Here is a 23577-nt window from a genome sequence, read left to right on the forward strand (position 1 = left end):
TCTATCTTACTTTTTTATTACTACTACCTGATTATCAAAACGTAAATCCAACCGCTTCACTTCATCCATAGCTTCATTCTTTTCTAGCTGAGCCATCATTGCCTTAAAGTTGTAGAACTTAGTTTGCAAGTCCTCAACATTTCCAAGTGCTATATCAAAATCCAATGCTCTCAAACTACAAATGACATTCTCGCTATTACTCATATCGATTTGCGTCACCATGCTTTCCATGTACTCGTCGTTTCTCAAAAAGCTTATCAATTCATAAACCTCATCTTGATCGCTGGAATGATATCCCATTACTAACGGCACCCTTGCGGCGTATTCTTGGGACAAAGGCATGATCTTATTTTCTTTATCCAGGTAAAAACTAGAGTCCGCGATGATCCTAGCGACAGGCACTCGTTGCTCTACAATCACGTGCATCCTACCTTTCAAATCAACCGAAACCTGTGCAGCCCTGATCATTGCGTTATTTTCAAGGCTTAACTCGCTTCTATTCAAATCTAATTTTTCTACCGTGAGATTTTGTAAGGTATCCTCACTTTGTATCAACAGTTTATTAACGTTTTCCTGCGATATCAACGGCTCTTTATAATCAGTAAATGAGACAGTTACATCTTCTACTTTTTGCGATTCATGACGATGATCTGCAAAGCCGTAAAGTGCTATAATGGCAACTAAAACTAGGCTTAAAATAATATGGTTTTCATACTGTTTCATACGGCTAGTTTTTCTTGAAGTTTTTCTGCCTCGACACCTATATCACCAGCACCTAAAATGAGTACAATGCGATTATTCATTTCTTCAATGAATTCTGCAATATCTTCCTTGCCTACTACGGCGCTTACTTGCGGCGGCGCGCCTAATGATCTAATATTCTCGCATAGGGCTTGAGAATGTACTCCATCAATAGGCTGCTCGCGCGCAGGGTAGATATCTAGAATGCCAACCTTGTCAAATTGCGCAAGACTTGCGGCAAACTCATCCATAAAATCACGCGTGCGTGAGAATAAGTGCGGTTGGAATATTACGGTACACATTTCATCAGGATACATCTCGCTCACCGCTTGATAAACCGCATTTATTTCTTGTGGGTGATGTGCATAATCGTCAATTACTACACGATCTAGACTGTCAATCTTATAGCTAAAACGGCGTTTGACGCCGGGAAAACTCGCCAACGCTGTTTTCAATAATTGTGGCTCGACACCATATTCTATCGCCATAGAAAGCGCTAGTAATGCATTTGATAGATTGTGCTGTCCTGGCAATTTGAGCATAAAATCGGCGTAAGTCTTACCGTTAGAAATCAGATCAAAATGATAAGCACCGTTGACTATGGTCAAGTTTTCCACATAGGTATCACCACTCGCAATTCCTACCGTTTGGGCGTTGTCAATATCTAGCGACTCATTGACAAATAGCTTGTTGCGGTCAACGAGATCTGCAAATTCATGGAATGCTTGTTCAAAATCCTCAACAGTTTTATAGATATCGAGATGGTCTGCATCCATGGATGTAATACCACTTATATCAGGCGATAATTGCAAGAAACTACGATCAAATTCATCTGCCTCAACGACCATGACATCTGTTCCCGTACTCAAATAATTGGTCTCGTATTCCTCAAGGATACCGCCTAAAAACGCAGTCACTTTTACATCGCTTTTATATAATAGATGCGCAAGAATGGCACTTGTGGTAGTCTTTCCGTGAGTTCCAGCCACCGCTAGACAGGTCATGGTTTTTGAAATGGAACCTAGTAATTGTGCACGTTTGTTGATGGGTATTCCGCTTTCGCGAAAGCGTAACAACTCACCAAAATCCTGAGGCACGGCAGGCGTATAAATCACTTGAGACTTCTCGATATCCTTGAAAGCATCAGGAATTCGCTCGAAGGCATCATTATAATGAATATCGATACCTTCATCTTCCAGCTTCTTGGTGAGGCTTGTAATCACACGATCATATCCAGCAACGTTCTTGCCCAGTGATTTGAGGTAGCGTGCGAGGCTGCTCATCCCTATACCGCCTATGCCGATAAAGTAAAAATGGCTTATATCCTTTATATCACGCATCGTGTAGTAATTTTTCCATGTGATTTACTATGTCACTGGTAGCATTAGGCAACGCGAGCTTTTTGAAATTATCGCTTAGCCTTTGTTGTAATTTTTTGTCCTCTAGTAATTGATTCCAGACCATTGTAAAATTCTCGTCCAGATCCTTTTCCTGGATCATGAGTGCTGCGTCGTTGCTTACCACCGCTAGTGCATTTTTTGTTTGGTGATCCTCTGCAACGTGCGGTGATGGTATGAATATCACTGGCTTTGCCACCAGAGCCAACTCTGATATAGTTCCAGCACCTGATCTTGAAATGATAACGTTTGCAGCAGCGTATGCTAGATCCATGCGGTCGATGAAAGCCATGACTTTTACGTTTTCAGTCTCTGCATCCTTGTATTGATCATAATAAATTTTGCCACATTGCCAGATCACCTGAATATCCTTGAACAATTCCAGATTTTTGAAGATGAGTTGGTTGATCCTACGTGAACCTAAGCTGCCACCTAAAACCAATAATGTTTGTTTACCAGAATCAAGATTGAAGTGCTCGATCGCTGTCGCTTTATCATGATTCATGCTTACCAGATCCTGTCGTACTGGATTTCCTGTGAGGACGATCTTGTCCTTAGGAAAAAATCGTTCCAGTCCATCGCTTGCCGTACAGATAACATCTACCTTTTTTCCTAATAATTTATTTGTAATTCCTGGATAGGAATTTTGCTCTTGAATAAGCGTCTTGATACCCTTGCGATTTGCCATGAACAGCAACGGGCCGCTGGCATAACCGCCAGTACCAATCGCTATGTCTGGCTTAAATTCTTTAATGATCTTACCTGCATCTTTGAGACTCTTAATCACCTTGAGTGGAAACATCAAGTTTTTTCTACTGAGACTTCTTTGCAGACCACTGATCCATAAACCTTTTATATCATATCCTGCTGCGGGAACCTTTTGCATTTCCATACGATCATTGGCACCAACGAAAAGTATCTCACAATCGGACCAACGATTGCGGCACTCGTTAGCAATCGAGATCGCTGGATATATATGACCACCTGTGCCACCACCTGATATGATGATTTTATAAGGCTTCACTGAGTACATCTAAAGGGTTCATCTCTTCATCAGGTGTTTCCTGAGCTTTTATCGCCTGTCGCTTTGCACTTACACTTAATATGATACCTATCGCCATGCAGGTCATCCATATTGAGGTACCACCGCTGCTTATTAATGGTAATGTTTGCCCAGTTACAGGAAATAGATTCACGGCTACTGCCATGTTGATCAAGGCCTGCAACACAATCGGGAATCCAACGCCTATTACCAGCAGGGTTCCAAAAATGGTATCTGATTTATTTGCTATTACCACTACTCTAAACAGTACAAGCAAGTAAACGGCAAGTACCACTAGACCACCGATGATCCCAAATTCTTCAATAATTATTGCGTAAATAAAATCACTGCTGGACTGCGGTAAAAAATGCTTTTGTTGACTTTTTCCTGGGCCAACACCGGTTACATAACCTGTGGCTATGGCAGTTTTTGCTTTTTCAACTTGATAAACAGAATCTGAATCACCGTCACCAGAGAAACTCTCTATACGGCTTACCCAGGTGTCAACGCGATTAGGAAACATTCCAGGAAAGGCCTTTGCCATAAGAATGAATAAGGTCAAGGTCAATAATCCTGCACCAACGATTCCCAGTAAGTATTTCCACGGATAACCGCCGATGAAGCATAGCAACAAAACCATTGAAAATATGATAGCCGTTGTGGAAAAGTTTGATGGCAAAATAAACATCAATACCGCCGCCACTGGAAGCCATAAGGGAACGATGGATTTTTTGAATTCTATGATTTTGTCGCGCATCGCGTTAAGGTAGCGTGCTACCCAAACCATGAGCACCACCGCCGCCAAGGTACTTGTTTGAAACCCGATGCCCACAAACGGAATGCGTATCCATCGACTGGCGTTTGCGCCACCCATTTCGGTTCCTTGAAAGGCAGTAACTATAAGTAATACCACCACTACAGGTAACATGATAATACTTAATCCCTTGAAGTAATTGTAGGGTATTTTGTGAACCGCATACACGATGCCTATTCCCAAAACTAAGTGCGCAAAATGTTTCAAAATATACTTGAGCGTGTTGCCTTCACCACCATTCAGATATGCGAGATTGCTGCTCGCACTATACACTGGTAAAAACGAAAATATCGCCAGCATAAGCACTAGTGCCCACAAGAATAAATCACCTGATATGTATTCTTTAATCTTCAATTATAATCCTCTTACAGCGTTTTTAAATTGTCGACCACGATCCTCATAATTTTCAAACAAATCAAAACTTGCACAAGCTGGACTCAACAACACGTTATCGCCAGCGCTAGCCAATTTATAAGCCACACGTACAGCATCTTCCATACTGCTAGTCTCTACCATTTGGTCCACACAATTGCCAAAGGCCTCAACAATCTTAGAATTATCAGTGCCCAAGCAAATGATTGCCTTTACATGCTTGTTGACAAGGCGATACAACTGGCTGTAATCATTACCCTTATCTACGCCACCCACGATCCACACAGTGGGCTGTTCCATACTATCTAGCGCATAGAAAGTTGCGTTGACATTGGTCGCTTTAGAATCATTAATGTACTGAACTTTGTTGATCTTGAGCACTTGCTCCAATCGATGTTCCACACCTTGAAACGATTGTAGGCTTTGACGTATCGTCTCCTTTCTTATTTTCAATAATTTGGCAGTGGTAGCGGCTGCCATCGCATTTGCTGTGTTGTGTTGACCCTTAACGGATAGTTGCTGTATAGGCATAGTAAAAGTTGATTGTTCTAATTGAATATGTATGGAATCATCGACGATGCTAGCGCCGTGATCTAATTGTTTTTCTAGTGAAAATGGTATGCGTTGTGACTTGATGTCACTTTGCTCTAAAGCATTTGTAATAGCAGGATCGTCTGCGTTATAGATTAGGTAATCACCGGCGTCTTGATTAAGTGCAATGCGCATTTTTGACGCTAGGTAATTCTCAAACTTGTAGTCATAGCGATCCAGATGATCTGGCGTGACATTGAGTAAGACTGCTACATGAGGTTTAAATGATTTGATACCATCCAACTGGAAACTGCTTACCTCAAGCAATCTATGACTTGCTTCACCTTGCGCCACTTGCTGGGCAAAACTCTCGCCTATGTTGCCACCCATCGTGTAATCGGCCTCATCGGTTTTAAGAATGCGCCCTATCATGCTGGTGACCGTCGTTTTCCCGTTGCTGCCAGTAACTGCAATGATATTCTCGTTGCTGTGTGCTGCCGCAAACTCAATTTCAGAAATTACGGGAACGTTTTGTGCAGTGAATTTTTGCACCACTTCTGCAGTGTCAGGAATTCCTGGGCTTTTCACTACCAGACTTGCATTGCTGATTGTTGACCATGTGTGTTGCCCTGACTCGTAGGGAATGTTGTTGGTTTGTAACGCTTTCGCGAAAGCTGACTTAAAATCACCCATATTGCTCACAAATACATCGTACTGCATTTCATGAGCCAGCAAAGCCGCGCCCAAGCCGCTGATGCCGCCACCAAGAATAATGACGCGCTCATAATTATATGTTGTGTTAGCCTGTGGCACTAGCGTAATTTTAGGGTTATGACGGTGAGAATTGCGAGTAGAATTCCAACAATCCAAAAGCGAACGACAATTTTACTCTCGTGAAAACCTCGTTTTTGATAATGGTGATGTAGCGGTGACATGAGGAAAATACGTCGACCTTCTCCGTATTTTTTTCTTGTGTATTTGAACCAACTTACCTGCATGATCACAGATAGATTTTCCATAAAAAAGATTCCGCACAGGATAGGAATAAGTAGTTCCTTGCGCGTTGCAATAGCAAGTACGGCAATGATACCACCTATGGTCAAACTGCCGGTATCACCCATAAATACTTGTGCAGGAAATGTGTTGTACCATAAAAATCCTACCAGCGCACCAGCAAAAGCAGCAGTAAAAACCACCATCTCACCAGAGTTGGGTATGTACATGACATTGAGATAATCAGAAAACACGATGTTACCAGATATCCATGCAAATAGCGCTAGTGTCAATACTACAATAGAACTTGTTCCTGCGGCAAGACCGTCAATACCATCAGTAAGATTTGCGCCGTTTGAAACGCCTGTTACAATTACAATGACGACTGGAATAAATATGAGCCAGGCCCATTTTGCTAGCGATGGATCGATCCACGTGAGCAATGACGCATAGTCAAACTCATTTCCCTTGACAAAAGGAATGGTTGTTTTGGTAGATTGTTCCGCTGGCTCAAATTCTCTAGGTGAATTTTGTGTGATGAGCTCTTGACCGCTTTTAGGGTTAGTAATTTCTTCTTTGATGGTGACACCTGGATGAAAATACATGGTGGCACCAATGATGCATCCCAAAACCACCTGACCCAAGACCTTGAATTTACCATGCAGGCCGCCTTTATCCTTCTGGAATATCTTGATATAATCATCTGTAAAACCTATCAATCCCATCCAAACAGTTGTGACGATCAACATGATGACATAGATATTGTCCAATTGTGCAAACAGCAATACTGGAACTAGCGTCGCGAGAATAATTATGATACCACCCATGGTAGGCGTACCGGCCTTTTGAGCCTGTCCTTCAAGACCTAGATCTCTTACCGTTTCACCTATCTGCATGCGTTGCAAATACTTGATGATGCGCTTACCGTAAATCGTAGAAAATCCTAGCGATAGCACAAATGCAATCGCAGCCCTAAAGGTGATAAACCCAAATAGGGAAGCACCAGGAAACTGGAACTCGCTTTCTAAATAATCAAATAGGTAATACAGCATGTTACTTTTCTAGTTGGTTGAGTATGGTGGTAATCTTCTTGCGGTCGTCAAAATCGTGACGCACGCCATTTATCTCCTGATAGGTTTCATGGCCTTTTCCAGCGATGAGTATGATGTCGTTTTTGTTTGCGATGTTTGCCGCCGTTTTAATGGCTTGTTCTCTATTGACAATAGTCATTGATTTCTGGAAGTTTTGTGGCTGGACGCCAGCTTCCATGTCTTTTAAGATGGCTTCAGGATCTTCTGTACGTGGATTGTCACTGGTTAGGATGACTTTATTGCTCAAGCTGGTTGCAATATCTGCCATGATAGGCCTCTTTGATGTATCACGATCGCCACCGCAGCCTACTACGGTGATCAATTGCGCATTTTTAGTACGTATGGCATTTATAGTCTGCAATACATTCTTGAGCGCATCTGGCGTGTGTGCATAGTCAATTATAGCGGTGATATTCTGCGCCTTTGTAGTGAAATATTGGAATCTACCTGAAACCCCATCGAGCTTTGAAATGGTTTCTAGCACCTCTAGTTCTTCCAATCCTAATTCAACGGCACATGCATAAATCGCTAACACATTATAAGCGTTGAACTCGCCTATCATTTTAGTCCACAATTCCTGACCGTTGACTTTAAGCAGCAATCCACCAAATTGATTTTCTAGAATATTTCCCTGATAATCTGTATAGGTTTTTAAGGCATAACCTAGTTTTCTGGCCTTCGTATTTTGTACCATGACTGGTCCATTCTTATCATCCTTATTATAGATAGCAAAAGCACATGTAGCCAACTCGTCAAAAAAACGCTTTTTGACATCGCGGTATTCTTTAAAGGAGTTATGATAATCGAGATGGTCGTGAGAAAGATTTGTGAAAATACCGCCTGCAAAATGTAGACCTGTGACACGCTCTTGAGAAATCCCATGGCTACTTACTTCCATAAAACAGTAATCCACACCAGCGTCTCTCATGCTGGCTAGATGCTTATTGATCGTCAATGGATCTGGTGTGGTATGCTTTGTAGGAACTACTACCTCATCGATTAATATCTCCACAGTACTGATCAAGCCAGTTTTATAACCACAATTTTTGAATAGCTGGTATAGCAAACTTGTGGTAGTGGTCTTACCGTTGGTTCCAGTAACGCCTATCAGTTTCAAATCAGCTGATGGATTGTCATAAAAGTTTGCAGCCATCAGAGCCAAAGCCTTGTGTGAATTATCTACAACGACATAAGTAACTTTATTAATTTGAGTTACGGGCAGATTCTCGACAATCACTGCTGTAGCTCCATTTTCAATAGCCTTGTCGATATACTCATGGCCATCCATTTGAACACCTGTCAAAGCAACGAATACATCATTGCCAGCAACAGATCTTGAGTCAAAATGAATATTCTCGATGGAAACATCTGTAGAGCCGATCACTTTTTCTAGGCTAACCTTATATAATATGTCCTTGAGCTGCATCATGACAACGTCAATATTATTTGTTGGGATTTAGATATAGGAAGACCAGCTTTAATGCTTTGACCCTTTACTTTTCCTTTACCTTTTATGATTACTCTAGCTCCCAAATTCTCCAGAATCGTGATCGCATCCATCGCATCCATTCCTGTGACATCGGGAAATGTTTTGTGTTCTTTCTGTACGCTGGTGTAGTAGGCGTTGATGTTCTCAATTACTGGTTCTGGCTGAGATTGTGGAATAGCAACCTCATTGGATTGTGGATTGCTGGCATAAATTTTCTGGGCAATCTTCTTAAATACTGGTCCAGCAACGATATTACCGTAATAACCTTTTTTTACGTCTGGTTTATGTATCACCACAATGCAGCTATATAAAGGTTTATCTGCTGGAAAGTAGCCAGCAAAAGATGCGATGTAATTTCCAGAACTTTTCCAATATTCTGTTTGACAGGTTCCTGTTTTACCAGCCATCGAGAAATCTTTAGAATACAGATTGTCTGCCGTACCGCGACGCACGACATTCTCCATCATGACCTTTACCTTATCAATTGTCTCCTGACTACAGATTGACGGGTTCAAAATCTCGCGATCGTATTGCTCAATAGTTTTTCCTTTTGAACGAACCTCTTTTATCAATCTAGGCTTTACCATGACACCATCGTTAGCGACCGCATTATAAAAAGTCAAGGTTTGCAAAGGCGTTAATTGAACACCGTAACCAAAGCCCATCCATGGCAGTGACAAACCGCTCCACGATTGATCATCTGGATGTGGTATAAATGGCCTGCCTTCTCCTATAATAGGTAACTCTAATTTTTTGTGCAGATTCATACTATACAAGCGATCCACATAACGTTCTGGACCACTGGAATAGTTATCCTGTATCATTTGAACGAGTGCAGTATTTGAGGATACTTCAAAAGCTTTGGCAACGCTTATTTTGCCATAACCACCATATTTGGAGTCACGCACATTGCGACCGTAATAAGATATTTTACCACCTTGTGTATCAAACACTGTACTTGTATCGACAACCTTGTCTTCTAATGCTGCGATGACGCTCATTAATTTGAAAGTAGAACCAGGCTCGTGCGATTCCCATAAAGCGTAATTGCGCTTTTCATAATACTTTCCACTTGATGCACGACCTAGATTTGAGAGTGCTTTGATCTCACCAGTGGCGACTTCCATAACGACGGCTGTCCCATGATCTGCCTCAAAATATTCTAGTTGCTCAAGTAATGCATGATGCGCTACATCCTGCATGTTGACGTCGATCGTACTGTAAACATCCAGCCCATCTTGAGGCTCAATCTCATTCACATTATCAATGGGTTTCCACTGGTTTCCCGAGATTTTCTGGACGAGTCTAGATCCATTTTCACCTTTTAAAAATGTTGAATACGCACCTTCTAGACCTACACCGGCTTTGCCTGGCTCGTCATAGCCTACGAGGCGTTCGGCCATTTTTCCTAACGGATATTCTCTCACCACATGCGGTTCTACAATCAATCCACCACGATAGGCACCGCGATTAAATAGCGCAAAACTCTTGATCTCCATAAGATCAGAGTAGCCTACATCGCTGGCGATCTTGAGATACCTAGAATTGGTGGCTCTCGCCCTACGGAATTTCTTGAGGTAAAATGATTTTGGTTTATTTAGCTTTCGCGAAAGCTGACTAGACAACTTGTCCACACCTGCGTTAAAGTCTTTATCGCTAGGTGCCACCGCATCAAACCTGATGTCGTATTTTGAAATAGAGGTTGCAAGTAGCTGACCGTTTGCATCGTATAGATTACCACGATTAGCGTCTACTACCTGCGTGCGGAATATGCGTTGCTCGGCTTTGGCGCGGTATTCATCACCTTCTACGAATTGTATACGTGCAATTTGAGCGGCAATGGCTAGACCCATGATGCCAAAAAAGATGCTCACGACATAGATACGGCTCAGTATTTTTTTATCAGTCGTTGCCATCTTGCTGTGATTTAACGGTGATCTTTTGTGGTGGACTGCTAGGCGGCTTGATACCAGTAGGCTTGAGATTACTAGCAATTGTGGATTCCATTTGCAAAAACATAAGCTCGCGCTGACCTTCTACATATTGACTGCGCAACTCATTTACTTCCTCGTTGAGTTGTGAGATGTAATGTGATTTTCTTTCTAGCGAGTGCCCGCTGTAGATCATGATGAGTGCTAGCATTGCTGAAAACAGCATGAACTTCCAGTTCTTGAGCGCATCATCGTTGGTAAGGAAACTACCGCGCAATATGTTTGTGAATCGATTTGCCATGCTAGTCTTCCTCGATTTTTGTAGCGATGCGCAGTTTTGCACTGCGAGCACGGCTATTCTCTTTTAGCTCTTCTTGAGATGGCACAATGAGTCCACCAACTTTTTTAAAAGGCACCTCAACCCGACCGAAAACATCTTTCTCTGGTTCACCTTCAAAAAGACCATTGCGTATAAATCTCTTAACTGGCCTATCCTCTAGAGAATGATAGGATATCACGCTCAATCTACCGCCAGTTTTAAGCACCTCGCGAGATTGCTGGAGAAATGCATAAAGCGCCTCCATTTCTTTATTGACCTCTATACGTATGGCTTGAAAGATTTGCGCCATCTGTTTATTCTCAATACGCGCAGGTACTAGCGGCGCACAGACTTTTCGCAAATCGGCAACGGTCAAAATAGCTTGCTCTTCTCTGGCTTTGGTAATTTCTCTTGCAATGCGCGGCGCATTGCGCAACTCTCCATAATGCTTGAATATGCGCTGTAAATCCTCGACAGAATAATCATTGACTATCTGTACAGCATCTACAGCAGCTTTTTGATCCATGCGCATATCTAGTCGAGAATCAAATCGTGTTGAAAAACCACGGCTAGGTTCATTGAACTGGTGTGAACTCACACCAAGATCTGCTAGAATCCCATCCACTTTTTTGACTCCGTAAAGTCTAAGAAACCGCTTGAGGTATTGAAAATTTTGAGGTATGAGTTCAAAGCGTGGATCATCAATAGCATTTGCCTGCGCATCAGGATCTTGATCAAAGGCATATAATTTGCCGTCATCGCCTAATCTATTGAGTATCTCGCGAGAATGACCACCACCACCAAAGGTGACATCGACATAAACACCATCGGGTTTTATATCGAGTCCATCAATGGATTCCTGTAATAAAACAGGATTATGATAAGAGGTCTGTTGTGTCATCACCCATTACTTCTTGTGCGAGGTCTGCAAAATCTACTGATGCATCGTCAATCGCTTTTTCATATTTATCCTTATCCCATATCTCGATGATATTGATCGCGCTCGAGATGGTGAGCTCCTTTGAGATACCAGCTTTTTCAATTAGATCTTTTGGGATAAGCAGACGGCCGTTAGAATCAATCTCGACCACTTTGGCGCCAGCTGTAAATCGACGTATAAAGTCATTATTCTTTTGCTTAAAGCGGTTGAGCTTACCCATTTTGGCCATGACAAGATTCCATTCTTCCATAGGATATAATTCAATACACGGCTGGAAGACACTGCGTCTCATGACAAATCCTTGCTCTATCATAGGAAGCAATTGCTTCTTGATAGCAGCAGGCATCATGAAGCGACCCTTGGCATCTGCCTTGCACTCGTATGTTCCTATGAAATTGGTCATTGAAATAGCTCTATTGCGCTGATCTAATCAAATATAGAAAAGTTATCTCCACAATTTACCACTTTTTACCACATTGTTAATAAAACGCACCATATCTGAATAACTACGGCAGTTATGAACAATGAAAAATCACGACTCAGATTATTCGTGCCTGGTTAATCAGACGTCTTTAAGATGGACTTTTTAATCTTTGTGTGCTGCTCAATGGCATTAGAGCAATTGCCCTATATTTGTCTTTGACAACGATTTCTATGGCTCAAGAATTAATAAAGGATGGTAAGTTTGAGTATTACTCAAAAGGAGAAGGAACTCCTATCATCATTTTACATGGTCTCATGGGCGGCTTGAGTAATTTTCAAGGCGTTATTGATTTCTTTCCAGAAAAAGGCTATCAGGTCATTGCGCCATCTTTACCACTTTACACCATGCCTCTGGTTAAAACTAGCGTAGGCACGTTTGCAAAACACATCAAGAAATTCATTGACCATCTAGGGTTGGAAGATGTCATTCTTTTAGGCAATTCGCTAGGCGGACACATTGGTTTAGTGACTACAAAACTGTATCCAGAAAAAATCAAAGCACTCGTTATTACTGGAAGTTCTGGTTTGTATGAAAGTGCTATGGGCGAGAGCTACCCTAAACGTGGTGACTATGAGTATATCAAGAAGAAGAGTGAAGATGTATTTTATGATCCTGCGGTAGCGACTAAGGAAATTGTAGATGAGGTTTTTGGAGTGGTGAACGATCGTAAAAAATTGATTAAAACCTTGGCCATTGCAAAAAGCGCCATACGCCACAACATGTCAAAGGACTTGCCTAACATGACTACGCCTACCTGTATCATTTGGGGAAAGCAGGATGGCGTAACGCCACCAGATGTTGCCATTGAGTTTGATGAAAAGCTACCTGACAGCAAACTGTACTGGATTGATAAGTGCGGCCACGCAGCGATGATGGAGCATCCAGACGAGTTCAACGAGGTGCTGTATAGCTGGTTGCAAGAGCGACAATTCTAGAGATTATTCTTTTACTTACTGAGTTATGAAAATCAACACGGCAGAGTTTGTTATATCCAATCAGGACGTATCAAAATGCCCTAAGAACCGTATACCTGAATATGCCTTTATAGGTAGATCCAATGTGGGTAAATCTTCCTTGATCAATATGCTGGCAGACCATAAAAATCTAGCCAAAACATCTGGAAGACCTGGAAAAACACAACTCATTAATCACTTCTTGATCAACAAGGAATGGTATCTGGTAGATCTACCAGGTTATGGATATGCACGAGTTTCAAAGTCAAATAAGAAGAAGTTCCAGAAATTCATTACGAATTATTTTGAGCAACGCGAGCAACTGGTAAGTGCATTTGTTCTTGTCGATATACGCCACGAGCCACAGCCTATTGACATGGAGTTCATGGAATACCTTGGTGTTAATGGCATACCATTCAGTATTATATTTACTAAGGCTGATAAGTTGAAACCTAATGCAATAGATCGTAATGTAGAGGTCTACAAGAACATTTTGCTAGAAAGCATCTGGGAAGAGATACCACCTTACTTTATAACAAGCTCCAGCCATAAAACGGGTCGCGATGAGGTGCTTAACTACATCCAATCGATTAATGAGAACATGAATCAGTGATCGTTGATGGTATTCTTTCTTATATCCTTTAATAAGTACTCGATACCTTCAACTTTCATATCGCAAACGGTTTGAAGATATCTACCTAGCTTACCATCAGGAAATCCCTTGCGGCGATACCAGATATAATAAGGCTCTGGAATATCGCTCAAGAACTGTCCTTTGTATTTGCCATAAGGCATCTTGTACCATGCAAGTTCAACAAGCGACTTTGGATCTAGCACAATGTCGCTTTAGGAATCCTTCTTAAGATCCAGCTTCTCTGCAAAGTAGTCGCAAAAGTCAAGCATCGTATCACGCATCTTCTCATCGTTGGTTGCTCGATGATAGGTATCTGCCATGCTTACCAGTGTCTGGTGAAAGAAGACACGCATCTCGTCAACAGGCATATCCTTTGTCCATAAATCAATACGGAAGCTCTCTTTCTCGACGCTATCCCACATGGATACCATCATGGCTTTTGAAACGGCAGTATCCACGCCACCATCTGGCGCGCTCCACACGATGTTCTCGGGAACTCGATTCTCATCCAGCTCAATTCCTATACGTATCTCTGATCTTTTGCTCTTCTTACTCATTACTATCTTGCTGGTTTATATTTTGAATCGTTGAATAAAGTCGTTGCTGGCACACTAATTAAATCTTCTAGCTGTATAACGTTGTTATCCATATAAGCTGATACGATCTTGTAACCTATGAATCGTGCAATCGCACCTGGAGTCTGGTTATCTATTTCTAGATAAAATTTAGAAAAAGGTCCAGGTGCCATAAATCTAGCTTGTAACTGTTGGTCGGTGCTGTACAACACATCATTATCAATGAAGTATCGCCACACTTGTTCCTCGCTATTGACCGCAAAATCATATTTCTCTTGAGAATATCCCAATCGATATGAAGCTGCCGTAGTTGGCGCAAATTGTTCCTGCAGGTACAGCAACTTACCGTGATAAATCATCTGGTCTAGAAATGTGCGGCCTTGAGCTGGTGGCACAAATAGTTGTGCATACTCCATGGCAACATCAGGTACGATATTCTCGGGATTCATGCGAGCAGTTTTGTACCTACTTATACCAGCATAAAGTTCATGGTCGCTGCCCAGATAGTTATCGATACCTATGATAAGATATTGCGGCGTGGCTACTACATTAAGATCGTCATCAACTTCAGTCAAGACAGTGACGACATTAGTCTCTTTAAATTCTGGAAAGTAATACTTGACATGGCGCATCACATCTTCTACCTCATCCTGTAGTTGATCGTATTTAAAATCGGCCTCATTCACGGCATTCATGAGTAGATTGTGGATGGTGTCGCGACCTTGAAGTTTTGCTAGCCAGATGCTATCGGGAACTGATGCAGGAAAAAAAACCGGATACTCACTTTGAAAAGTTGGTAATTCTGCGGGTTTTAAATTGTCAAACTCTTGATGAAATTTGATAAACTCAACTTGCAATGGGATATTTGATATCTCGGCTTCTTGTTTGCTTGAAGATGTGCATGAGGATAACGCTTTCGCGAAAGCTAACACTACAAAAACCCTTAGCATCTTGTTAATCATAAGAACGTTGAAAAGAGATTGAATATTTTTACAAAAATACGATTATGAAGGTAGATCTAGTAGCACAGGCTATTGCAAAATGGCTTAAAGATTATGCTGATAACGCAGGCGTCAAAGGATATGTTGTTGGAGTAAGCGGTGGTATTGATAGCGCGGTGACCTCATCTCTTTGCGCACTAACAGGGCTGGATGTCTTGTGCGTTGAGATGCCTATACATCAGCATAAAGATCATGTAACGCGTGCGCAGGAACATATCAAACAACTCAAAGCGCGATTTGACAACGTGCGTGACGTGCGCAGTGACCTTACACCAGTATTTGACAGTTTTATAGCTGCCATGCCTGAGAGTGAGATGAATGACCTGGTGGCACTAACCCAAGGAAACACGAGAGCACGATTAAGAATGACTACACTTTATTATCACGCAGGGATCAATGGACTATTAGTCGCAGGTACGGGAAATAAAGTAGAAGATTTTGGTGTAGGATTTTACACCAAATACGGTGATGGTGGCGTCGATGTAAGTCCCATTGCCGATTTATTAAAAAGTCAAGTATATAAATTAGGGAAATATTTACAGGTTCCTGAAAGCATCATGACTGCAGCTCCCAGCGACGGACTTTATGGTGCAGAAAAAACCGATGAAGACCAGATAGGCGCGAGTTATGATGAGCTTGAATGGGCTATGAAACAAGTAGATAAGGATAAAACTGTAGATGCTTTTAAAGGACGTGAAAGAGAAGTCTTAAACATATATTTAACGTTGAATAGACGTAACCAGCACAAGATGAAACCTATACCTGTTTGGGAATTTCCAACTCAATTACAATAAGTTTAACCATAAAGTGCTGTGAAGTACGTATTTACCTACGAATATTAACGGTAAAAAGTGTTTATTGATTCTATCTTTGTATCAAACAAATGTTCATGAAAGTTCTTTTGGCAGATCATCATCCTCTATTTAGGCGTGGTATCAAAAGCATGATGAAAAGCAGTAAGAAATTCAACTTTAAAGGTAAGGTTGAAGATGGACGTTTCTTGATATCTGAAATTCAAAAATTATCTCCAGACATTCTTGTTCTTGAAGTTGATCTACCTAACTCTAATGGAGTAGGCGTTCTAAGAGAATTGAGAACCGAGTTTCCAGATCTTAAAGTACTAGTAGTAAGCTGTCATCCAGAAGAGATTTATGCTCATTCATCCATAAAAGCTGGAGCTAACGGGTACATTGCCAAAACAAGATCAGTCAAGGAAGTGAAAAAAGCTTTTGAGACTGTTGCAGCTGGGAAGAAATTTCTATCAGAGAATATTAAAAGAAAAGAAAGCAATAAAGCCACTAGCGCTGAAGTGCTGAGATTTAAAACACTTTCTACCAGAGAGATTGAGGTCCTTAACCTACTTTCAAGAGGTAAGCGCAATAAAGAGATCGCTCAATCACTAGCCATCAATGAGAAAACTGTAAGTACTTATAAGACTCGTTTACTCAAAAAGTTGAATGTAGATAACATTGCAGAGCTGATCCACCAGTCTCGATTGTTGCAAATTACCAACTAGATTACCCTATTCAATCGTTTACCTAGATCACGATAAAGAGCTTGATAGTTCTTTATTTGTGTTAATACTTCGAGATTAGAAGCTTCTGGATCGCTGGATATATCATCCATAGCAGCATTCACTTTCTTATCAATCAATAACCTACGGAAGTTTAGAATCGTTTCAGTCAAATACCGACTAATCATATCTTCTTTTTGAGTGACAAAAATTTGCTTGTCTTCCCAACGACTCAATGCATGTCTATCTTCATCCATAATGAGATCTGCTACCAGTTGTGCTTCTTGATCATCAAGCTCTGTCATGACGATGTTCATATCAATCTTGCCTTGCAGCAGCATCATATCGATGAGCTTAGGATAAAGATTCTTGAAGTAAGTATTGCTGAACTCAAACTCATCAGACTGTAGTTCTAGAAACATTTTTTCATACACTGGTCGCTCAGACTTCATCTGTTCCATCTCAATTTCACCTTCTACGCTATCTTGATAAAACACCTCTTCAAACACCTCGCTGCGATCACCATACATGAGTAAGATTTTGATGAGCGTGCGCTCCAGTACTTCTCTTCTATCGACAGTCTCGCTGGCTACGGTCTCTACTTTTTTGAGTCTATCGACCTCTTTATCGCGACGCTGTTTATCTCTTGTTTGCGTTACGGATGCGTTGCGCACCTGGGCGAGAGTCGAGAACAGCACGTCTTCTCCTATTTCAAGGATCTCAGCACTTTCTCGCACAAATATCTCTCGTGAGATATCGTCTGGTATTTTGGCAATGCTTTGTACGATCTCGCGTATCATACTTGCCTTTTTTATGGGATCGCCTGCAGCCTCATCCTTGAGCAAGCTGGATTTGAACCTGATAAAATCTACCGCATTCTCACTTAAAAATTCCTGTATCTCGCTTTGTGTGTGAGATTTTGCAAAACTATCTGGATCTTCTCCTTCAGGAAACGTGCATACGCGCACATTCATCCCAGCTTCAAGAATAAGGTCAATACCACGTATAGCCGCGCGCATTCCAGCGGCATCACCATCATATAAAACAGTGATGTTTTTAGTAAGTCTGCTTATGAGCCTTATCTGGTCTGTCGTGAGCGCTGTACCAGAGCTGGATACCACATTTTGAACGCCAGCCTGATAGAGCTGGATGACATCCGTATAGCCTTCAACTAGATAACATAGGTCCTCTTTGGCAATCGCCTGTTTTGCTTCATAGATGCCGTACAGTACTTTGGACTTGTCATAGATCTCACTTTGCGGCGAGTTGAGATATTTCGCTGCTTTTTTTGAACTGTCTAATATCCTGCCGCCAAAACCCAGCACACGACCCGACATACTGCGTATAGGAAACATCACGCGCCCCTTAAAGCGATCAAATTGCTTATCTTCCTTAACAATCGTGAGACCTGTTTTCTCAAGAAACTCTAGCTTGTAGCCAGCCTTGATAGCAGCATCTGTAAGCGCACTCCAATTATCTGGAGAGTATCCCAGCTGGAAAAATTCAATGGTCTCATCACTAAAACCACGCTCTTTGAAATAGCTGTAGCCTACTGCTTTGCCTTCGCCGGTTTTAAGTTGATCATGAAACCACTGTGCCGTATATTTTGAGACCATAAACATGGACTCCTTCTCGTCCTGTTGTTGTTTTTGCTCATCAGTCTGCTCAGTCTCCTCGATCTCAATACCGTACTTTTTGGCGAGGTATTTTATGGCTTCGGGATACGTGAGATGCTCGTGCTCCATGATAAAGGATACTGCCGTACCGCCTTTACCTGATGAAAAATCCTTCCATATTTGCTTGACGGGCGACACCATAAAACTAGGTGTGCGCTCGTCTGAAAATGGGCTCAGGCCCTTGAAGTTGGATCCTGATTTCTTGAGCTGCACAAAATCACCTATCACCTCTTCTACCCTTGCGGTGTCAAAAACGGCATCTATGGTAGCTCTTGATATCAACTCTTAATTTTTGCTGGTTCACCCCAATTTTTATATCAACACAGATAGTTGACGTCCCAAAAAGTAGGATCGTAAAAATAGGGATTATTGATGGTCACGCTTTCGCGAAAGCGTAAAAACCATTAACAATCCCTGCAATAAAAAGGCTGTTGTCTTATCTAAATCTAAAGCCGATGCTGGCGTACTGTTGATCTACAGGTGAATCCTTAAAAATACTATTGAGACCATATTTTGCAAAAATTTGTAATGCGCCGTTACCAACGTAGGCACTAAGACCATAGACAAAATCTTCCATCTCATAATCATTGTAACGTCGCGTGGTGACGTCGCGCCCTTCATTCTCAAACTTGAGCAATTGGTTTGTCGCGGCATTGATACCTAAGTATCCACCCAATCCTATCGTCCAACTTTCAACATCATCGTACCTAGTAACACCGTTGTCATAGGTTATTTTATCCTGCTTACCGAATTCAAGATGCACCGGCGCAATGATGGTAAGCTGTTCAAATTTTGATTTATCAACGTTGAATCCGACTGGTTGTAATCTAGTAACGTCACCGCTAGTCTCAAACTCTTTATTATCGTTAATGCGCAGCGTTTGCCATTGAAACGACAAACCGTAATTGAAACGTACGGTGTTTGCCTTGTTTACTTTAGTGCTGAACTCCAATCCAAGCTCCCATATCCCAGAACCCCAAAAGCGGTAGTCCTCGCCAATACCGTTGTCATCGCCTAATGCTTGATTCCAGCCAACAGCAAAAACACCATTGGTGACCGTTTTTACATCGCGGTCCTCTCGTGAGCTATCAAAAGCGTCTAGAAAGTCGCTAGGCACTTCTTGAGTGTCCTGATCGTCATCGTTATCATCCTGCGCGTAGGACAGTGTAAATGCAAGTAAGCAAATTGATGAGAGAAAGAATTTTTTCATAGGTTTTTGTTTTAATTTCATTAAAGATAAAAGAACCCTTGCGATAATTGAAAGGGTTCTTTACTAGCTAACATGAAAACTTATCTTGGTCTTACCTTAGTCTGTCTGTAATCTAATACCAAAAGCCACGTACTGCCCATCAACAGATCCGGATTGAAATATGTCATTTAAGCCAAGCCTACCAAATAATGACCATGAGTCAAACCCAACATATGCATCAACTCCATAGACCAGTACTTGATTGTCAAATGCATTAATTGTAGTCTGTTTGATATCTGCGCCTGCTAGATCATATTTATACTTAAGTCTGCTACTCAAATTGAAACCAGCATAACCACCTATACCAAATTTGAGCTGATCATAATTGTAATATCTCTCGCGACCATCCTCGTAGGTTTTTTTATAGCGTGGACCAAATTCCAAGTGCATAGGAAATACGAATTGATCTTGTCTGAACTTCGCTTTATCCGCGTTAAAAGTCAATCGCTCAATCTGGGTATTATCAGGATCATCAATCGTAAAAGCTCTATTTCCATTAAGCTCAGTTCCTTGTGTTTGGTATTCTACACCGTATCGCCAGCGTATCGTCTGACTCTTATTCAATGCAGTGATCCAAGTTATACCTAGGGAAAAGTAGTTGTTGTTTCCATAACTGAAATCGTCAATTCCTAAGTCATTACCATCAATAAAGTTATACCCAAAGCCTAAAGACAAGCCAGATGTAGTTTTGATTTGCTTTTTATATTTATTAGTGTTCTTACCTATTTCAAACTCCATTGCCGTGTTGTTCAATAGCTTTACGCCATCACTGCCAAGGGAAGCATAATTCAATTCAGTAGATTCAAATTTTAACTTTGCTTCAATAAGCTTATTGTATGCGTCAATTTTATCTGCATAAGTCTGTGCGGTAAGCTCTTTATCTCTGCTTGCCATCGCGGCTGTGTAAGCATCATTTTGCTCCTGACGCTGATTTATCTTTTCTATTTTCTCGGCTAATTCAGTGCGCTGATTAGATTCGTAAAGACGTCTATCTTCCTTAAGTTCATCAATGCGTTCCAATCTTTTGGTTTCACTTCTCAAGAAAGCCTTTTCAGAATTATAATAAAACTTCGAAACTTTTCCATCTACGGTGTCGGTAACCACGTAATATTCACCTTCCTGAACTCCCGTTTTTAAATTCTGCGAACGGCTTAAAAGGATGCCAGCAAATGATAAAGTTAATGTGATAAGTAATTTTTGATTTTTCATGATGCTTGTTTTTTTGATATTGAATTCCTGTCGGCACTAATTAAAATGCTGATTATTATTGATTTATGTATTGTGGTTTAATTTCTGCTATCGATAAGCGCTACCGCTTCACGTTTCAAAATTTTAAAGCCGTCCTCGACAATATTTTGAAGCCTGTCCTGTCGTCTCGCTTCCAGATCCCATTCCGTTTCTCGCAGTAGTTGTTGAGGATTTATTGACGCGTTGGTGATCATGGTTTTCGTTGCCTTGCTTTGTAAGGCTTGATCTAATAATCTATTAGCTTCGTCCTTTGGTGAGAGTGCAACATCAGCTGCTTTAGAACTAACGATGTCATCTGCGGGTTCATCCATTGTGGATGGCTCTTCAATGATGGCAATGGCTTCTATCGGTTCAGATTGCGTAGCAATTGAAGATTTGTATGATTGTGATTTCGATTTGTTTCTTTCTTTGACAGTGCTTGTGGATCGTTTGGTGTCTTTTTTTATTCGCTTGGGTTCTGCAACAACTATAGCTTCTTGTAGGAACGGCTTTCTTTTACTTGACTTAACTTCTTCCGCATCTGGTTCAGTTGTTATGACTGATTCGCTACTAACATCATTTTCCAATACAACTGTATTTTCTGGTGACGAGCTCATTTCATTATTTGAAGTAATCACTGGTACTGCAATCAATCCTAAAATCAATATGGCCGCTATCGCGCCTAGCCAATAAATCACCGGTTTTTCATTGGTGCTTTTCTGTTCTGCATCTAGCATTCCTGATAATCGATCCCAAGAGTCTGCGCTAGGCTGGATCTCACGGTTATCAAATTTCTTCTTCATATTCTCAAGCTTCATAATGTTTCTTCTTTAATAGGGTCAATTGTTCTTGTAACATCAATCGCGCCTTGCGGTATTGACTTTTGCTGGTATTCTCACTTATGGATAGCATGATGGCAATCTCGCGATGTTTTAAACCGTCTAGTGCAAACATTACAAAAACACTTTTATAACCATCTGGCAAGGTGTCGATGCATTGCTGGATTTGATCAAGTGGCACATCTTCACTATCATCTTCAACCACATCTTCAAACTGATCGTCATCGATCTCACTACTCCATTTATAGGTTTGCTTTTTACGTAGGCAGTTAAGACATTCACGTATCATGATGCGTCGCACCCAACCTTCAAAACTTCCTTCGTGGTTAAAAGTATCCAGCTTAGTAAACACCTTTAAAAAACCATTGAGCATGATTTCTTCTGCGCTCTCTATAGGTGAGATGTATTGGCGGCAAACACTCAGCATTTTACCAGCGTGCTTATCGTATAGTCGACGTTGCGACTTGCGATCACCCTTTGCGGCTCGCTCGATAAGTTTTTTCTCGTTAGTGTATAGCTGAATCACCTTCACAATTTACATGCTTTCTATTTACATAGACACAGGTGCATTTGAAAGGTTGTCTGGTGAGGTGAAAAAATGATAGTATTCTCTGCTTACTCTTACGTGAGCTCGGTTGTAACGGCTGCGCCGTGGCATTTCCCAAGAGGGAAAAGTTTATTTTTCTAATGGAAACTTGGACGTTGAGAGGCGCGGTCCTCAATTTTAAACCTAAACTTGAAAATCCAAGGAAACATGAAACAGACCATCAACTAAAAAGCCTACTTGTTATCACCTTTATAGCCAAAACGCCTTAATTGTTTCTCATCACTACGCCAGTTCTTATTCACTTTTACATACAACTCAAGATGGACTTGCTTGCCGAAGAATTTCTCAAGATCCTTCCTTGCCTCAACGCCTACGCGTTTTACCGCTGTCCCTTTATGACCTATAATGATTCCTTTTTGAGTCTCGCGCTCCACCATAATAACTGATCGTATGCGGATGATATTCTCGTCCTCAAAAAACTCCTCAGTATCAATTTCTACTGAATACGGAATTTCTTTCTTGTAATGAATCAGGATTTTCTCGCGTATGCTCTCATTGACAAAAAAGCGTTCTGGCTTGTCAGTAAGAGCATCCTTGGGATAATAAGCCGGAGAAACTGGTAGTAATTCTATAATGCGGTTAAGCAATTGCGGTACACCAAAGTTTTCAAGTGCACTTATGGCAAAAATCTCAGCATTAGGCAAACGCTCTTTCCAATGGGACAAAGCTTCTGATAATTGGTTCTCGTCGCCTTTGTCAATTTTGTTGATGAGTACAATAACCGGAACTTCCGCAAAGGTTAATCGCTTTTCAAAGTCTTCATTTTTGAGCTCTTTCTCACCTAGCTCTACCATATACAAGATGCAGTCTGCATCTTCAAAAGCATTCTTGACAAAATCCATCATGCTCTCTTGCAGCTTGTAAGCTGGTTTCATAATACCAGGTGTATCGCTCAATACCATCTGGAAGTCATCACCATTTACAATACCTAGAATCCTATGTCTAGTAGTTTGAGCCTTACTAGTAATGATAGACAAACGCTCACCTACCAGAGCATTCATGAGCGTGCTCTTACCTACATTAGGGTTTCCTACAATATTTACAAATCCTGCCTTGTGTTCCATACTGTAAAGTTAGTCCAATTAAAAATCAATGACGCCAGCGTTATCACCAAGCGGTAAAATATTGTTAAGCGCATAGTATCATGGATTCAAAAAAT

24 protein-coding genes are annotated in these 23577 nt (G+C 41.2%); 4 read left to right on the plus strand and 20 right to left on the minus strand.

Features of this window, described 5'->3' with window-relative positions:
* Positions 1-6: 6 nt before the first annotated feature.
* The 11 genes from EJ995_RS12870 to mraZ are packed head-to-tail and all read right to left on the minus strand — an operon-like array spanning position 7 to position 12063.
* A complete protein-coding gene (locus tag EJ995_RS12870) occupies positions 7-723 on the minus strand; it encodes a cell division protein FtsQ/DivIB (protein ID WP_126448787.1) in 717 nt (238 codons plus the stop codon).
* A complete protein-coding gene (murC, locus tag EJ995_RS12875) occupies positions 720-2081 on the minus strand; it encodes a UDP-N-acetylmuramate--L-alanine ligase (protein WP_126448788.1) in 1362 nt (453 codons plus the stop codon). The genes EJ995_RS12870 and murC overlap by 4 nt, the downstream gene beginning before the upstream one ends.
* Positions 2074-3171 (minus strand): undecaprenyldiphospho-muramoylpentapeptide beta-N-acetylglucosaminyltransferase, encoded by a 1098-nt coding sequence (gene murG / locus EJ995_RS12880; protein WP_126448789.1) that lies wholly within the window; start codon positions 3169-3171, stop codon positions 2074-2076. The genes murC and murG overlap by 8 nt, the downstream gene beginning before the upstream one ends.
* A complete protein-coding gene (locus EJ995_RS12885; protein ID WP_394342071.1) occupies positions 3149-4294 on the minus strand; it encodes an FtsW/RodA/SpoVE family cell cycle protein in 1146 nt (381 codons plus the stop codon). The genes murG and EJ995_RS12885 overlap by 23 nt, the downstream gene beginning before the upstream one ends.
* Positions 4295-4348: 54 nt before the next feature.
* Positions 4349-5710 carry a UDP-N-acetylmuramoyl-L-alanine--D-glutamate ligase gene (murD, locus tag EJ995_RS12890; RefSeq protein WP_126448791.1) on the minus strand — a complete coding sequence of 454 codons (1362 nt, stop codon included), beginning with the start codon at positions 5708-5710 and terminating at the stop codon, positions 4349-4351.
* On the minus strand, positions 5710-6942 hold the full coding sequence (gene mraY / locus EJ995_RS12895) for a phospho-N-acetylmuramoyl-pentapeptide-transferase (protein WP_126448792.1): 1233 nt from the start codon (positions 6940-6942) through the stop codon (positions 5710-5712). Before mraY ends, murD begins: the two co-directional genes overlap by 1 nt.
* Position 6943: 1 nt before the next feature.
* Positions 6944-8410 (minus strand): UDP-N-acetylmuramoyl-L-alanyl-D-glutamate--2,6-diaminopimelate ligase, encoded by a 1467-nt coding sequence (locus tag EJ995_RS12900; protein WP_126448793.1) that lies wholly within the window; start codon positions 8408-8410, stop codon positions 6944-6946.
* The gene (locus tag EJ995_RS12905; RefSeq protein ID WP_126448794.1) at positions 8407-10386 is read right to left on the minus strand and encodes a penicillin-binding protein; all 1980 of its coding nucleotides are present in this window, start codon (positions 10384-10386) and stop codon (positions 8407-8409) included. Before EJ995_RS12905 ends, EJ995_RS12900 begins: the two co-directional genes overlap by 4 nt.
* Positions 10373-10702 carry an FtsL-like putative cell division protein gene (locus tag EJ995_RS12910; protein ID WP_126448795.1) on the minus strand — a complete coding sequence of 110 codons (330 nt, stop codon included), beginning with the start codon at positions 10700-10702 and terminating at the stop codon, positions 10373-10375. The genes EJ995_RS12905 and EJ995_RS12910 overlap by 14 nt, the downstream gene beginning before the upstream one ends.
* Before the next feature lies 1 nt (position 10703).
* Positions 10704-11621, minus strand: coding sequence for a 16S rRNA (cytosine(1402)-N(4))-methyltransferase RsmH (rsmH, locus tag EJ995_RS12915; RefSeq protein ID WP_126448796.1), 918 nt, complete (start codon positions 11619-11621; stop codon positions 10704-10706).
* A complete protein-coding gene (gene mraZ, locus EJ995_RS12920) occupies positions 11596-12063 on the minus strand; it encodes a division/cell wall cluster transcriptional repressor MraZ (protein WP_126448797.1) in 468 nt (155 codons plus the stop codon). The genes rsmH and mraZ overlap by 26 nt, the downstream gene beginning before the upstream one ends.
* A 251-nt stretch (positions 12064-12314) precedes the next feature.
* On the opposite strand from mraZ, the gene EJ995_RS12925 reads away from it, so the two are divergent.
* Together EJ995_RS12925 and yihA are read left to right on the plus strand one after the other, a co-directional pair.
* Positions 12315-13079 (plus strand): alpha/beta fold hydrolase, encoded by a 765-nt coding sequence (locus EJ995_RS12925; protein ID WP_126448798.1) that lies wholly within the window; start codon positions 12315-12317, stop codon positions 13077-13079.
* A gap of 25 nt (positions 13080-13104) precedes the next feature.
* The gene (gene yihA / locus EJ995_RS12930; RefSeq protein ID WP_126448799.1) at positions 13105-13710 is read left to right on the plus strand and encodes a ribosome biogenesis GTP-binding protein YihA/YsxC; all 606 of its coding nucleotides are present in this window, start codon (positions 13105-13107) and stop codon (positions 13708-13710) included.
* Here yihA and EJ995_RS12935 read toward each other — a convergent pair.
* Genes EJ995_RS12935 through gldB form a run of 3 tightly spaced genes read right to left on the minus strand, consistent with a single transcriptional unit; the run spans position 13704 to position 15268 of the window.
* Positions 13704-13934, minus strand: a complete 231-nt coding sequence (locus EJ995_RS12935; protein ID WP_126444399.1) for a DUF3820 family protein — start codon at positions 13932-13934, stop codon at positions 13704-13706. The genes yihA and EJ995_RS12935 overlap by 7 nt on opposite strands.
* A 9-nt stretch (positions 13935-13943) precedes the next feature.
* A complete protein-coding gene (gene gldC / locus EJ995_RS12940; protein WP_126448801.1) occupies positions 13944-14288 on the minus strand; it encodes a gliding motility protein GldC in 345 nt (114 codons plus the stop codon).
* A gap of 2 nt (positions 14289-14290) precedes the next feature.
* Positions 14291-15268, minus strand: a complete 978-nt coding sequence (gene gldB, locus EJ995_RS12945) for a gliding motility lipoprotein GldB (protein ID WP_241234652.1) — start codon at positions 15266-15268, stop codon at positions 14291-14293.
* A 44-nt stretch (positions 15269-15312) separates the two neighbouring features.
* Here gldB and nadE point away from each other — a divergent pair, with 44 nt between their 5' ends.
* Complete coding sequence (nadE, locus tag EJ995_RS12950) at positions 15313-16101, plus strand: NAD(+) synthase (protein WP_126448802.1); 789 nt, start codon at positions 15313-15315, stop codon at positions 16099-16101.
* Positions 16102-16196: 95 nt separating this feature from the next.
* Positions 16197-16823, plus strand: a complete 627-nt coding sequence (locus EJ995_RS12955) for a response regulator (RefSeq protein WP_126448803.1) — start codon at positions 16197-16199, stop codon at positions 16821-16823.
* On the opposite strand, the gene dnaG is transcribed toward EJ995_RS12955, so the two are convergent.
* The 6 genes from dnaG to era form a co-directional block, all read right to left on the minus strand.
* Complete coding sequence (gene dnaG / locus EJ995_RS12960; RefSeq protein ID WP_126448804.1) at positions 16820-18778, minus strand: DNA primase; 1959 nt, start codon at positions 18776-18778, stop codon at positions 16820-16822. The two genes, EJ995_RS12955 and dnaG, sit on opposite strands and share 4 nt — an antisense overlap.
* Positions 18779-18932: 154 nt before the next feature.
* Positions 18933-19706: a hypothetical protein gene (locus EJ995_RS12965; protein ID WP_126444405.1), complete on the minus strand. Its 774-nt coding sequence runs from the start codon at positions 19704-19706 to the stop codon at positions 18933-18935.
* Positions 19707-19802: 96 nt separating this feature from the next.
* Positions 19803-20954: a hypothetical protein gene (locus EJ995_RS12970; protein ID WP_126444407.1), complete on the minus strand. Its 1152-nt coding sequence runs from the start codon at positions 20952-20954 to the stop codon at positions 19803-19805.
* Between the two features lie 77 nt (positions 20955-21031).
* Positions 21032-21775 carry a hypothetical protein gene (locus EJ995_RS12975; RefSeq protein WP_126444409.1) on the minus strand — a complete coding sequence of 248 codons (744 nt, stop codon included), beginning with the start codon at positions 21773-21775 and terminating at the stop codon, positions 21032-21034.
* A gap of 4 nt (positions 21776-21779) precedes the next feature.
* Entirely contained in the window at positions 21780-22343 is a 564-nt protein-coding gene (locus tag EJ995_RS12980) for an RNA polymerase sigma factor (RefSeq protein WP_126444411.1), read from the minus strand.
* A gap of 248 nt (positions 22344-22591) precedes the next feature.
* Complete coding sequence (gene era, locus EJ995_RS12985) at positions 22592-23482, minus strand: GTPase Era (protein ID WP_126444413.1); 891 nt, start codon at positions 23480-23482, stop codon at positions 22592-22594.
* Positions 23483-23577: the final 95 nt, after the last annotated feature.

The sequence above is a fragment of the Nonlabens ponticola genome, assembly GCF_003966335.1.
In the GTDB taxonomy this organism is placed as follows: domain Bacteria; phylum Bacteroidota; class Bacteroidia; order Flavobacteriales; family Flavobacteriaceae; genus Nonlabens; species Nonlabens ponticola.